11 protein-coding genes and 1 pseudogene are annotated in these 11,972 nt (G+C 41.7%); 4 read left to right on the forward strand and 8 right to left on the reverse strand.

Annotation, left to right across the window (positions count from 1 at the left end; genetic code table 11):
• Positions 1 to 71: 71 nt before the first annotated feature.
• Positions 72 to 1,400: an ATP-binding protein gene (locus RMZ42_RS24110; RefSeq protein WP_322673788.1), complete on the forward strand. Its 1,329-nt coding sequence runs from the start codon at positions 72 to 74 to the stop codon at positions 1,398 to 1,400.
• A 1-nt stretch (position 1,401) separates the two neighbouring features.
• Here RMZ42_RS24110 and RMZ42_RS24115 read toward each other — a convergent pair whose 3' ends face one another.
• Both RMZ42_RS24115 and RMZ42_RS24120 read right to left on the reverse strand, forming a co-directional pair.
• Complete coding sequence (locus RMZ42_RS24115; RefSeq protein WP_322673789.1) at positions 1,402 to 2,799, reverse strand: serine/threonine-protein kinase; 1,398 nt, start codon at positions 2,797 to 2,799, stop codon at positions 1,402 to 1,404.
• A 107-nt stretch (positions 2,800 to 2,906) separates the two neighbouring features.
• Positions 2,907 to 4,109, reverse strand: coding sequence for an AGE family epimerase/isomerase (locus RMZ42_RS24120; protein ID WP_322673790.1), 1,203 nt, complete (start codon positions 4,107 to 4,109; stop codon positions 2,907 to 2,909).
• Positions 4,110 to 4,345: 236 nt separating this feature from the next.
• Here RMZ42_RS24120 and RMZ42_RS24125 point away from each other — a divergent pair, with 236 nt between their 5' ends.
• The gene (locus tag RMZ42_RS24125) at positions 4,346 to 5,245 is read left to right on the forward strand and encodes an aspartoacylase (RefSeq protein ID WP_322673791.1); all 900 of its coding nucleotides are present in this window, start codon (positions 4,346 to 4,348) and stop codon (positions 5,243 to 5,245) included.
• Between the two features lie 102 nt (positions 5,246 to 5,347).
• Here RMZ42_RS24125 and RMZ42_RS24130 read toward each other — a convergent pair whose 3' ends face one another.
• From RMZ42_RS24130 to RMZ42_RS24155, 6 genes are all read right to left on the reverse strand, one after another.
• On the reverse strand, positions 5,348 to 6,142 hold the full coding sequence (locus RMZ42_RS24130; RefSeq protein ID WP_322673792.1) for a Tab2/Atab2 family RNA-binding protein: 795 nt from the start codon (positions 6,140 to 6,142) through the stop codon (positions 5,348 to 5,350).
• The gene (locus tag RMZ42_RS24135) at positions 6,123 to 6,383 is read right to left on the reverse strand and encodes a hypothetical protein (protein WP_322673793.1); all 261 of its coding nucleotides are present in this window, start codon (positions 6,381 to 6,383) and stop codon (positions 6,123 to 6,125) included. Before RMZ42_RS24135 ends, RMZ42_RS24130 begins: the two co-directional genes overlap by 20 nt.
• A 28-nt stretch (positions 6,384 to 6,411) precedes the next feature.
• Complete coding sequence (locus RMZ42_RS24140) at positions 6,412 to 6,681, reverse strand: YciI family protein (protein WP_289799149.1); 270 nt, start codon at positions 6,679 to 6,681, stop codon at positions 6,412 to 6,414.
• Positions 6,682 to 6,964: 283 nt separating this feature from the next.
• Positions 6,965 to 9,415, reverse strand: coding sequence for a phenylalanine--tRNA ligase subunit beta (gene pheT / locus RMZ42_RS24145; protein WP_322673794.1), 2,451 nt, complete (start codon positions 9,413 to 9,415; stop codon positions 6,965 to 6,967).
• 324 nt (positions 9,416 to 9,739) lie between these two features.
• Entirely contained in the window at positions 9,740 to 10,237 is a 498-nt protein-coding gene (locus RMZ42_RS24150) for a hypothetical protein (protein WP_322673795.1), read from the reverse strand.
• A 107-nt stretch (positions 10,238 to 10,344) separates the two neighbouring features.
• Positions 10,345 to 10,488 (reverse strand): hypothetical protein, encoded by a 144-nt coding sequence (locus RMZ42_RS24155; RefSeq protein WP_322673796.1) that lies wholly within the window; start codon positions 10,486 to 10,488, stop codon positions 10,345 to 10,347.
• Between the two features lie 306 nt (positions 10,489 to 10,794).
• Here RMZ42_RS24155 and RMZ42_RS24160 point away from each other — a divergent pair, with 306 nt between their 5' ends.
• Together RMZ42_RS24160 and RMZ42_RS24165 are read left to right on the forward strand one after the other, a co-directional pair.
• Positions 10,795 to 10,974 (forward strand): hypothetical protein, encoded by a 180-nt coding sequence (locus tag RMZ42_RS24160; protein WP_322673797.1) that lies wholly within the window; start codon positions 10,795 to 10,797, stop codon positions 10,972 to 10,974.
• 360 nt (positions 10,975 to 11,334) lie between these two features.
• Positions 11,335 to 11,972, forward strand: a pseudogene (locus tag RMZ42_RS24165) (hypothetical protein); the annotation flags it as partial.

Consider the following 11,972-nt stretch of genomic DNA (forward strand, 5'->3'; position numbering starts at 1 on the left):
TAGTAGTAAGATGATACCCCTTATTTACTTACCGCGTGTTTCTGCATTTAGAATAAAGTGAAGTGTAATACATGGCAAAGCTCAAAATCTCGAAGAAAATATCCACTGCTTTAATCAATTCCCTTGGTGCGGGGGTAGTACCAAGAGTAGGAGTTGAATATATCGCAGTCGGGCGAGAAAAAGAACTAAAAAGCCTATTACAAAATCTCGATGATATTGCAGAAGGTGTCGCAGCATTTCGCTTCATAATTGGTAACTACGGTTCAGGAAAAAGTTTTTTATTACAACTAATTCGCAACCGCGCTATGGAGCAAGGTTTTGTAGTAGCTGATGCTGATTTATCTCCCGAACGGCGATTAGCTGGAAGCAACAATGAAGGTGTTGCTACCTATCGAGAATTAATGAGCCACCTCGCTACAAAAACTCGTCCTGATGGTGGTGCTTTAGTCTCGATTTTAGAAGGATGGATTAATAAAATTCAACAAGAAGTGGTTAAAGAAACTGAAATGCGTCCCAATGACGATGGTTTTGATGACCAAGTTGAATCGAAAATTAGGCAAGTGGTTCAGTATATTGAAGATTTAGTTCACGGTTTTGATTTTGGTAGCGTGATTATCGCTTATTGGCGTGGCTACCGATTGGATGATGATAATTTAAAAAATGCAGCGATGCGCTGGTTGCGCGGAGAATTTACTACTAAGGTTGAGGCGAAAGCTGCTTTAGGAGTGCGGGTAATTATTGATGATGATAGTTGGTATGACTATATAAAACTGTTTGCTAAATTTGTCGCTGAGATTGGCTATAAAGGACTGTTAATTTTAGTTGATGAAGCTGTACATTTATATCAAATATCTACCACCGTTACACGAGAAAAAAATTATAATCGACTCCTCGCAATGTTTAACGATACCATGCAATGTAAAGCAGAACATCTTGGTATTGTTGTTGGTGGAACAACTAAATTTTTAGAAGACCCCAAACGGGGACTTTTTGCAGACCAAGCTTGGCAAAGACGCACCAAAGAAAGTCGTTTTGTTGCACAAGCTAATGTTCAAGAACATTTAGGGCCAGTGATTCGGCTAAATCCTTTGAGTGAAGCAGAAATATTAACGCTTTTGCAACGTTTAGCTGAGATTCATGCGCTCAATTTTGGCTATGAACAGACTTTGACAAATCGTGAGTTGAAGGAGTTTGTGCAAGAAATTATTAATCGCCTGGGTGCAGAAGCATTACTGACACCAGGAGAAATTGTGCGAGATTTTATGAGTGTGCTGAATATTATTCACCAAAATCCAGGAATTGCGTTTGGTGAATTAATTCATGGCTCTAAATTTAAACCTACTGCTATGGGTAAAGATGCAGATGTGGATGAGGATGGCGCAGCAGAATTTAGTTTGTAGTTTACTCTTTAGTAATTGGTAAGCCTAGCCAATCACTAAGTTCATAAGCTAACCAGTCAAGTTCTGGAGGAGTGGCAGGAAAAAAATGCAATTCACCAGTTAAAATGTCATACTTTTTAGTTGCTGCCCAAATTGTCAAGCAAGGTTGATTATAAGTATCCTTACTTCGTTCTAGACGTAGAATATCTTGTCTAAAACTTGGAGATGGGTGAAGACGTTTAATTCCAAACAATTCATAAATCAAGGCAATTTTTTGACGATTAATACAAAGCTTCTTTTTACCAAAAATACCTATAAAAGTATAAATAAATAATAAAATTACAATTGATGAAAATAATATTAAAGATGCTAATGTGAAAATGTTTATCCCAGCATAAAAAATTGGTAAAACAGGAATAAATAAAAGAATTAGTAGAAATATAATTAAGGTCATAATAGTTCTTTGGCTAAAGAAACCTCTAGGTGAAATGAGAATTTCTAAAGAGTTAGCATTCTTAATCAAGACAATTTTACTACCAGGAGGTTTTCTAGGGGGTAAATTACTTTGTATCCTGGGAATCTGAGATGTATTTCCTGGTTTGTTTAAAGCTTGCAAAGCGTCTTCAGCAGAAGTCAAACGTTGATTCGCAATCGGTTCTGTCATTTTCCTTAACCAACTGCTGAAAGTAGGATTAATATTAGCTAACTGTTCAAATTCAAGCCGCAAGTCAGTTTGTGGTAAATCGGCTGGATGCTGACCTGTTACTAAATAAATTAAAGTTGCTCCCAAACTGTAAAGGTCAGAACCAGGAATAGCTCTACCATTAAATTGTTCTGGTGGTACATAGCCGTAAGTTCCCATTACTATAATTGTGCTGCTTCTTCTGGCGATGGTTTGTACTGAACCAAAATCTACTAAGTACACTTCACCAACACTATTACCAGAGCGATTTGTTAATAGAATATTACTTGGTTTGATATCACGATGAATCACGGGCGGTTGACGACCATGCAGATATTTGAGAATTTCTAGAATGGCTTTTGCTAGTTCCTTAACTTCTTCTTCACTGAAACTACGCCCAGCTTTTAGTTGTGCTTCTAGAGATTGGGCTGGGATATAACTTTGTACGAGTGCAAATCCTTTACTGTTGGGTGAATCTAGCTCAAAGTAGTTAAGGTAGCGAGGAATAGCTGGGTGGGATAGTGCTTTGAGAGTTTCAGCTTCCCGCTCAAATAATTTGAGGTCGTTCCATTCAAATTCATTACCAAAGGATAGTATTTTGACCACTACTAATTCTAGAGTTTGTAAGTCACGAGCTAGCAGCGATCGCCGTCCGGCTTTTTTGCCTAGTTCCTGTTGCACTTGATACCTTTCCAACAGGATTTCTTGGTTAGAATCTGGTAATTCTCGACTTGTCATTTGCTCGTGACTCCAAAGCTTTGTCGCTTTTATAGCTTTCCTGTTTGTTACTACCCCACTGTAAGATTACTTAAGTCAGCAACAAGCCTTAGAGAAATGTAAGAAGTTTATTGCAAAGGAGTAGCGATCGCCTCAAATTGCTGCCAACAAAGATACAATGCACGCGGTACGTGAAAACATCCTTTCCATTTGCCACCTTTGAGGTTTAACAATACTTCTCCACGCCGATTCAGGTAGCCAAACCACTCACCGTATTCTGAATCAGCAAAATGCGACCAGGCGTAATCGTGCATCTTTTGATACCATTCCCAACACACCTCACGCCCTGTCAAGCGATAGCCCATCGCTAATGCAACCAAAGACTCTAGGTGAACCCACCACAGCTTTTGATCCCATTCCAATTGTTGTGGGGGATGACCATCTGCATCCATAAAGTAATACAGTCCGCTGTACTCGCTATCCCAAGCAAAATTCAGAATATTTAACACCACATCGACGGCTTGGTTAATAGTTTTGGTGTCGTTTTTCCGACGTGCGATGTCCATGATAAACCACATCGCTTCGATCCCGTGACCTGGATTAATCAGCCTTCCCTCAAAACTATCGATGTAGGAACCGTCAGGGGCAACGTTTTCGTACATTAGTCCCCGTTCTTGGTCGAGAAAATCGGTCATCACTTCGCGGACTGTCTCAGCTAGGACATTCTCTAGTGCTTCTTTTGGTAGCAACCATTCCATTTCTAGAGTCAGGTTGGCTAAAATCATCGGTACAGCCAATGATTTCATCGGGCGTGTGCCGGGATAGGTTTTATTATATTTGCCCTTCGGGTTGTCTTTGCGGCGTAATACGTTGTTATAAGCCTGCATCGCCACATCCTTTGCCCATTCTTCGCCGCCAGTAAGTGCATATTGACTAAATGCCATCGCTGCAAAGCAATCAGAAAAGATGTTGTAGGGGTGAACCAATGGTTTCCCTTCACGGGTGAGGGCAAAGTACCAGTTACCATCGCTATCTCTACCATGTTGGGCGAGAAAATTAGCGCCGTTGCTGGCAATTTTTAGCCAATTTTCGCGCTTTTCTAGCTGGTTGTAAAGCATGGAAAAAGTCCATACTTGGCGGTTTTGCAGCCAAATGAATTTGTCTGTATCATAAATTTTGCCTTCGCGATCGAGGCAGGTGAAATAGCCGCCTTGCTTCCAATCAAGAGAATATTTTTCCCAAAAGGGGAGTACGTCGTTGAGGAGAGCGTTTTTGTAAAGTTCAGCGTAGGCGTAGCCCGCCGAAGGCATCGCTTGAAAATTATACTCCATAAATTTCCTCCCCTTTTGTGCTAAAACCAACAGCTTAACAGTTATCACATTTTGGCTTGAACTTGTAGCGTAGGCGTAGCCCTTCTCTACGAGAGGCTACGCCTACGGCTGCGCTCAGGAACCGCCCGTCGTAGACATCGCGTCAGACTTTTACAAGATTTAGTCAGCAGCAGTTATACTTCTATCTTGTATCTTGCACCATTCTCAATAACCGTAGGGGAGCCAGTGAGGTTGTTATGAGTCAGATTGAACGAGTTGCGATCGTTGGAGGAAACCACGGTAATGAGTTAACAGGAGTACATTTAGTCAAAAAGTTTCAGCAATATCCTAATTTAATTAACAGGGCAAGTTTTGAAACTCTGGCATTACTTGGCAATCTCAAAGCTATTGAAGAAGGCAAACGATACATTGAAAAAGATTTAAATCGTTGTTTCACTAATCAAGGTTTACAAAATCCCCAACTCTCAAGTTATGAAGATATGCGGGCAAAAGCAATTCAACAGATATTGCAACCGCAAAATCAGCCGTTTGTAGATGTAATTGTTGATTTGCACAGCACAACTGCCAATATGGGGTTAAGTCTGATTTTTTGTGATATGCATCCTTTCTTGCTCCGGTTAGGCGCTTATTTAAGTTCTATCAATCCTTTGGTGAAAGTCTTTATTAATCAGGAATCCAAAGAAAATGGTTTTCTCCGTTCTTTGTGCGAATTGGGTTTTGTTATAGAAGTTGGTGCTGTAGCTCAAAATGTTTTAAACGCTAAATTATTTCAGGAGACAGAACAGCTTATTTATGCAGTTTTAGATTATTTTGAAAGGTGCAATCAGGGTAATATTCCGCAGACAAGCAATCACCTTACACTTTATAAATACATTCAGACTATCGATTATCCGAGAAGCGATGCCTACGGTGGGCTGCGCCTACGCGGGGAAATTCAAGCCATGATTCACCCCCAGCTTCAGTTTAGGGATTATGAACCTTTGCATCCAGGCGATCCAATGTTTCTGACTTTTGAAGGAAAAGATATTTTCTATGAGGGAGCGTCTACTGTTTATCCTATTTTTATTAATGAAGCAGCTTACTACGAGAAAGGAATTGCGATGTATTTAAGTCAAAAGCAGGAAGAAATAGTTTAAGTTGTTCATTGCCTTTGTCTCACTTTTATCTCTATTTTTATTCTCTAACACCTCTAAACCACAAATCCCAGAACTACAGACAAATATTTTTGGCAATTAATATCAATTTTCTGTCTGCAATAACCAAAAGCCGCTATAAGTCATACCAGAATCATCGGGTTGAACTAACAAAAAATGCAATCCTCGGCAATGTTTTTTGCGTTGTTCAAATGCTTGGGCTGCTGTTGTAACTTCTGGATCTTCAAATGTGGCAACAATCCACCTATCTACCAAGCTAGCTTCTAATATTAAGCCATTCGGTGCGCCAGAAATGTAGTTCAAGCTGACGGCACGGGCTTGCTGCAACCACCGTGCTAGGCGCATTGATTGCCGTCCTCCATAAATTACGACACCAGGAACGGGGACTGTTGATGCCAAACCTAAATTGATGGGTTTGAAATGTTCTGGAATGTGCAAAATGGGAATGGGGCGATCGCTAAATCTCGTTTCTACATCACTAGCAGCTAAACTTGCAAAACGCCATTGTTCTCCCCAAAGGTTTTCTGGTAATGGTGTTGGGGGTGGTTTATCCAGGGTTGAGGGATATTGCTTTTCTTCTAACCACTGCTTTAACGCCAAGGTGTGGCGGGTAGGTTCGACATTTATACTTAAATTGCGTCCAGCCGCCTCAATTAAGTTTAGAGACTGAGGACGAAACACCTGAATTACATCTGGCAATTTTTCACCAGCAGCTAGCTCAAGTTGAGTCGCAACCCAATTAGAATTTGCTGCTGACTGGAGACAGGTGGCTTCATATTCAAAGCTGCGAGTTGCGTCACAAATCAACAATTCCCATAAAATTTGTCCAGACGCATCTTGTGAGGGACGACGATAAAAATCAACCTGCCAAGTTTTCATAATTATGGGGGGATGGGGCATGGGGCATTGGGCATGGGGAGATGGGAGAAATAGCTGAAAGTTTTAAGTTCAGAGGTTCAACTTCCGAGTTCAGAGGTTCAACTTCCGAGTTCAAAGGTGCAACTTCCGAGTTCAAAGGTGCAACTTCCGAGTTCAGAGGTACAACTTCCGAGTTCAAAGGTATAATTTCCGAGTTCAGAGGTTCAACTTCCGAGTTCAAAGGTTCAACATTCAAGCTCATCTTCCCATGCCCAATGCCCAACACCAATTTATAAAGCCTGAATCCATTCTTTGACTGAATATTCAGTCCAGATGCCATTTTTCCAGTAAGGATCGTTTTCAATTAACTGGCGCACAGTGGCTTCGTCTTCGGCTTCGTAAATCCCAAAAACTTTTGTAACATCCTTGGTGGGGCCGATAGTAATCAGCACACCGGATTCTTTCTGTTTTGCTAATCCGTCTAAATGAGCTTGACGATAGGGGGCGCGTTTTTCGATAACGTCTTCGCAGTAAGTTCCCCAGAGTACATATTTAGGCATGGTTAAGACTATTTTGGATTTTGGATACTTCGACTTCGCTCAGTACAAGTTTTAGATTTTGGATTTTAGATTTTGCAGCCAGTGCATCGGGGAGTGAGGAATTATATCATGTTCGCTTGGTTACTTATTAAACTTCAAGAACCCCACCCCGCCAAAGCTACGCTTTGTCTCCCCTCCCCGCCTGCGGGGAGGGGTTGGGGGTGGGGTGTAATAATTGTGGAAATCAAACTAATTACCCGGACTTGATATTATTAATTTCTCACTCCTAGCAAATGACAAATGACTAACTTCTCAAGTTAACACCGAATTTTTCCACCAAAGCTTCGCGGACTTTATTATGTACTGGTTCGACTTCAGCCTCAGTCAGAGTACGATCGCTAGCCCGATAAATTAAGCGGAATGCTAAACTCCGTTGTCCTTCGGGGACGTTTTCGCCCCGATATTCATCAAATAATTCCACCGATTCGAGCAAATCTTTACCAGCTTTGGTAATTACTTTTTCAATTTCGACAACTGAGATTTTCACGGGTGCGAAAAAGGCGATGTCGCGATCGCTAGCTGGATATGTAGAATAAGGCTGGAATCTGGAGACGAGAATTTCATCTTCTCCCAGAGAATCTAAAAGCACATCTAGATCCAATTGAAAGACATAAACGGAATCTGGTAAACCTTTTTCTCGTCGCAGTTGGGGATGGAGTTGTCCAAAAATCCCTAGTCTGTTACCCCGAATCCACAGGGAAGCAGTGCGTCCTGGATGTAAGCGATCGTCGCGGCGATCGGGTTGAAATTCGATTTGCAAGCTAAGTTGCCGAAATACACTTTCTAAAATGCCTTTGGCTTCAAACCAGGTGATGGGTTCTTCGCGTCCACTTTTTGACCATCTGCCAACGGAAATATCCCCTCCCATAATTCCCGCTAGGGCTTCTGTTTCTTGCAAACCGTCTTCTTCTTGCCAGAAAATTTGCCCGATTTCAAAGCCGTTCAGCGCACCATTACCCTGCTCTAAATTGTATTGAAAAGCATCAATTAACCCAGAGATCAAATCGGTTCGCAGCGCTGAATATTCGACAAATAAGGGATTGGACAGTACTATATTTCTGTCTTCTCCTGGTTTGACTAAAGAATAGTGGATTAATTCTGTCAATCCTTCAGCCCGGAGGAAAGCTCGTAATTTGCGAATCACTTCCTCATCTAAAGGCAGATAGCCAGCTTCCGCTTTTTCTGGTAAAGTATCGCAGAATTTGTTGTAACCATAGAGACGGGCGATTTCTTCAATTAAATCAATTTCGCGCTCTAAGTCGCGGTAACGATAGGGTGGTACGGAAACAGACCACGTAGGTTGATGGCTGCTATCTTCTCCTGAAGAAGTCAACTGACACCCCAATGCAGTTAGGATGCGCTCAACATCTTGTTTTTGCAGTTCGCCTGTATCTTCTCCTAAATCTATCGGCCCCAATATCTGATTAACTCGCTCTAAACGCAGGGCGATAGAACGACTCCAGGTAGACGGATCGGGGCGGGTGTCGGCAATTTCTTGCTGGACAATAATTCCACTCGCTAATTCGCTAATTAAGGATAAGGCGCGGCGATTAGCTATTTCCAACTCAGCCCGATTAACTCCCCGTTCGTATCTGCCAGAAGCCTCACTTCTTAACCCTACACTCCTCGAAGAACGGCGAATTGCCACAGAATCAAATAAAGCTGCTTCTAAAACTAGGCTTTGAGTACCTTGATGGACTTCTGTTTCTTCTCCACCCATGACTCCCGCCAGGGCAACGGGCCTGTCGTTAGCGGTGATTAACAAATTTTGGGTTATCAGGGTGCGAGTTTGTCCATCCAGGGTTTTGAGCGATTCTCCATTATTGGCGAAGCGAACGCCGATGGTTAAATTTTCACTACTTGCAATAGATTTTAGGCGATCGCCATCAAAGGCGTGCAGTGGTTGTCCCCATTCCAACAAAACGTAGTTAGTAATGTCCACCACATTACTGATAGGACGTACCCCAGCCGCCCGCAAACGCTGTTGCAGCCATTCGGGAGATGGAGCAATTTTCACCTGTTCAATTACCGTACCGATGTATGCAGGACAAGCTTGGGTATCGGCAATTTTTAAAGCTAAATTTCCGGCATTTTTGGGAATAGATACTTCAGCAGGTTCAGGAATGCTCAACTTTCCACCCGTTAAAGCTGCTACTTCTCTGGCTACACCTACCATACTCAGAGCATCAGCGCGATTTGCAGTTGCCGTCAGGTCTAAAATTACATCATCTAAACCCAACAACGGCCGCACATCACTACCCAATGGTAAATTTTCCTGGGTAAAAATGTGGATTCCGTCTACATCGGTAGGCAAACCAAGTTCCTTTAAAGAACAAATCATGCCCTGAGATGGGACACCACGTAGTTTTGCAGGTTTAATTTTTAAATCTATTTTGGGTAAGTAAGTACCCGTAGTTGCCACAGGTACATAGATATCTGCCTTCACATTGGCAGCGCCACAGACAATATTTAAAGTTTCACCTGTACCGATATCCACTTGGCAAACACTCAATTTATCGGCGTTGGGATGGGGTTGACGCTCAAGCACTTTGCCGATGACCACACCATTTGCCCAAGTGCGGCGGTCTTCAATCTCTTCAACCTCAAACCCCGCCATTGTCAGGGTTTCGGCTAATTCTTCTGGACTAAGTTTTATCTCTACTAGTTCGCGCAGCCAATTTAGAGAAATACGCATGGAGTGTGCTTGTTTTAGGAATCGTCTTTTGCTCTTATTTTAGGGTGCCTGCTAGCGATCGATGGCTACTCGCCCCGCAAGGCACACCCTTCCACTTGAACAATCCTACTACGTTAGACAAGCAATGTAAAAATAAGTAAATACTGAGAATATATCTACGCAGGGAAGAAATACCGATTATCCAAAATCCGGCTACAGATGTCAAGCTGAAAATCCAGATTCAGTCTAACTTTTTTAATTACGAATTACGAATTACGTAGCTTGCTTCTCGCCAAAGGCGAGTATTACGAATTACGAATTACGAATTACGAATTATTTAGTCATCTAATTTTTACTAACAACAATTTTAGCAATGTAGTCTTTGAGTGCGATCGCCTTTTTGCTATTTGGGTACGGGGAAACCCCTATCAATCTCACCGAATACTTATCTAAAAATTGAATTGGTAAAGCATCACGACCTGGGACAAGGGTTAGCGTTAATGTTGAAACTTGCTGACCATTTTTTATGATGTCTAATCCAATAATAACTTGCCCTTGCCAAATACAAGTTACATCAGAAGGACACCGAGAATCCTGGATAACTTTTGAAAATTTGATTTCAATATTGTCAGTGGGGAGGTAAGCTGTCCTTCCATATCTCAGATAAAATGGAGTATTTAAAGTAGTTCCAACTCTAGCCATCAATTGTTGATGATTACCTTGAGCAATTGATTTAACTTCTATGCTTGAAAGCTTGATATTTGATAATATTCCATAGCTAGGAAGACAATTTGCTCCACCAATCAATGTTAATATAACTGCTGCGCTTACTACACTTTTCATTTTTTATACTCCATAATTAGGGAATTTTATTATTAGTTGAGCCAGAAAGCAGGCTGATAAATTGTTCTATGTTCTGCTAGAGTGAAGCTTTAAAAGATAAAACGCAATTAGCTAACTTTTGTGCGTAGGCGCAGCCCTTCTCCTATCGGAGACGCTCTTGCTAGCTTGCTTCCCCGGAGGGATACGGGTGCGCTCAGGAAGCGCCCGTCGTAGACATTGCTTCTTGGATAACCATTACGATTGAGAACCATTTGGTTTCTCACGCTTGAGCTAAAATACCATAAATCGAGCAATCTAAATACACAAGCTTTTTTCTGATTTCAAAAACTTCAACAGCGCTTTTCAACAATTTGTTGCTTAATTTATCTTGAGGATTCACTCTAGTTTTACTTTCTAGCACTATTAGTGCATAGTTTAGCAATTATTACATTATGTAAAAGGGACATTATTTTTTCTCTATTCTCAACAAGCCCAGCTTATTGAAATGAGCAACGATCGCGATTTCACAAGGCGTAGCCCATCGGAGATATGGCTTTGAGACTTGGAAAATAAATCAAATGAGAAATGCTGATTTTTCTGGTTGGTTCTTAACATTGGTTGCGATCGCGAGTAATTTAGATGCGATCGCTAGAGCGATCGCAGAACTTGAATCTTTAAAACTCGATAAAACCTCACAAGTAATATTTTCTCACTCAATAGACTACAAAAATTACACTTTTCTCTTTTTTGTAGTGTAATTATATTGCATTGTGTTGTCGAACTCCAAAGAGATAAATTTGCCCCTCTTTGAGCCGAACAAATTACTGTACAAACTGCCTCTAAAGCATTCACTATCAGGATTATCGGACAATTTGCTGAAATTTATCTCAACAATATCGAAAGAATAGACAATCCAATCTAAAGAATAGGCAATCCAATCGAAATTTTGTTCATTTTAAATGTAAATCTGATTTTATATACTTTTACTAAATGTGGTGATTGCTGTTTTTATTAGTAATTTTTATTGAAAATAAAAGTAAAAAAAATGCTTTCATTCATGTCGTTAATCTTCCTCTTGATAGAGGTATTTCAGTTTGAGTAATAGGAGTTTAATTCTAATGGCAACTTCTGGCAATAGCAATCAAACAACTGGGTCACAAAGTACTAGTAACAATTTAACTGGTAATAGCAATTTTTCTTTCAGTGATGGCAAATGGCAGTCCAGCGATGGCAGCAGTTTAGATGGTAGCGGTGGCTCCGGTAGCAGTGCCTCCGGTAGCAGTGTCTCTGGTGGCGGTGGCCCCGGTAGCGGTGGCTTTGGTGGCAGTGCCTCCGGTAGCAGTGTCTCTGGTGGCGGTGGCTCTGGTAGCGATGGCTTTGGTGGTGCTGCTAGCGGTAGTAATCCTTTCACTTCCTTCATCGGTGGTGGTAACTCATCCACAACCAGTGAAGATGGAAAGTACAAATATAATTACGAGCGACCACTTGACGAGCGGGCTTTAACTGATACCAATAATCCGTTCAATCAACTCATCGGAGTCCTTGGCGGTGATATTAGTGCATTAGGTGGTGGTAGCGACAACCCCTTTGCTGGTGGCGCATCTGGTGGGAACGCATCTGGTGGTAATGCATCTGCTGGTGGCGCATCTGGTGGTAATGCATCTGGTGGTAGCGGCAACCCCTTTACTGGTGGCGCATCTAGTGGTAATGCATCTGGTGGTAGCGGCAACCCCTTTACTGGTGGCGCATCTAGTGG

The organism is Nostoc sp. DedQUE05, assembly GCF_034530955.1.
Lineage (GTDB): Bacteria > Cyanobacteriota > Cyanobacteriia > Cyanobacteriales > Nostocaceae > Nostoc.

Excerpts from the sequence above, each read along its gene's own strand:
- RMZ42_RS24110 (WP_322673788.1), top strand. The coding sequence starts at position 72 with ATGGCAAAGCTCAAAATCTCGAAGAAAATATCCACTGCTTTAATCAAT.
- RMZ42_RS24115 (WP_322673789.1), bottom strand. The coding sequence starts at position 2,799 with ATGACAAGTCGAGAATTACCAGATTCTAACCAAGAAATCCTGTTGGAA.
- RMZ42_RS24120 (WP_322673790.1), bottom strand. The coding sequence starts at position 4,109 with ATGGAGTATAATTTTCAAGCGATGCCTTCGGCGGGCTACGCCTACGCT.
- RMZ42_RS24125 (WP_322673791.1), top strand. The coding sequence starts at position 4,346 with ATGAGTCAGATTGAACGAGTTGCGATCGTTGGAGGAAACCACGGTAAT.
- RMZ42_RS24130 (WP_322673792.1), bottom strand. The coding sequence starts at position 6,142 with ATGAAAACTTGGCAGGTTGATTTTTATCGTCGTCCCTCACAAGATGCG.
- RMZ42_RS24135 (WP_322673793.1), bottom strand. The coding sequence starts at position 6,383 with ATGAGCTTGAATGTTGAACCTTTGAACTCGGAAGTTGAACCTCTGAAC.
- RMZ42_RS24140 (WP_289799149.1), bottom strand. The coding sequence starts at position 6,681 with ATGCCTAAATATGTACTCTGGGGAACTTACTGCGAAGACGTTATCGAA.
- pheT (WP_322673794.1), bottom strand. The coding sequence starts at position 9,415 with ATGCGTATTTCTCTAAATTGGCTGCGCGAACTAGTAGAGATAAAACTT.
- RMZ42_RS24150 (WP_322673795.1), bottom strand. The coding sequence starts at position 10,237 with ATGAAAAGTGTAGTAAGCGCAGCAGTTATATTAACATTGATTGGTGGA.
- RMZ42_RS24155 (WP_322673796.1), bottom strand. The coding sequence starts at position 10,488 with ATGGTTCTCAATCGTAATGGTTATCCAAGAAGCAATGTCTACGACGGG.
- RMZ42_RS24160 (WP_322673797.1), top strand. The coding sequence starts at position 10,795 with ATGAGAAATGCTGATTTTTCTGGTTGGTTCTTAACATTGGTTGCGATC.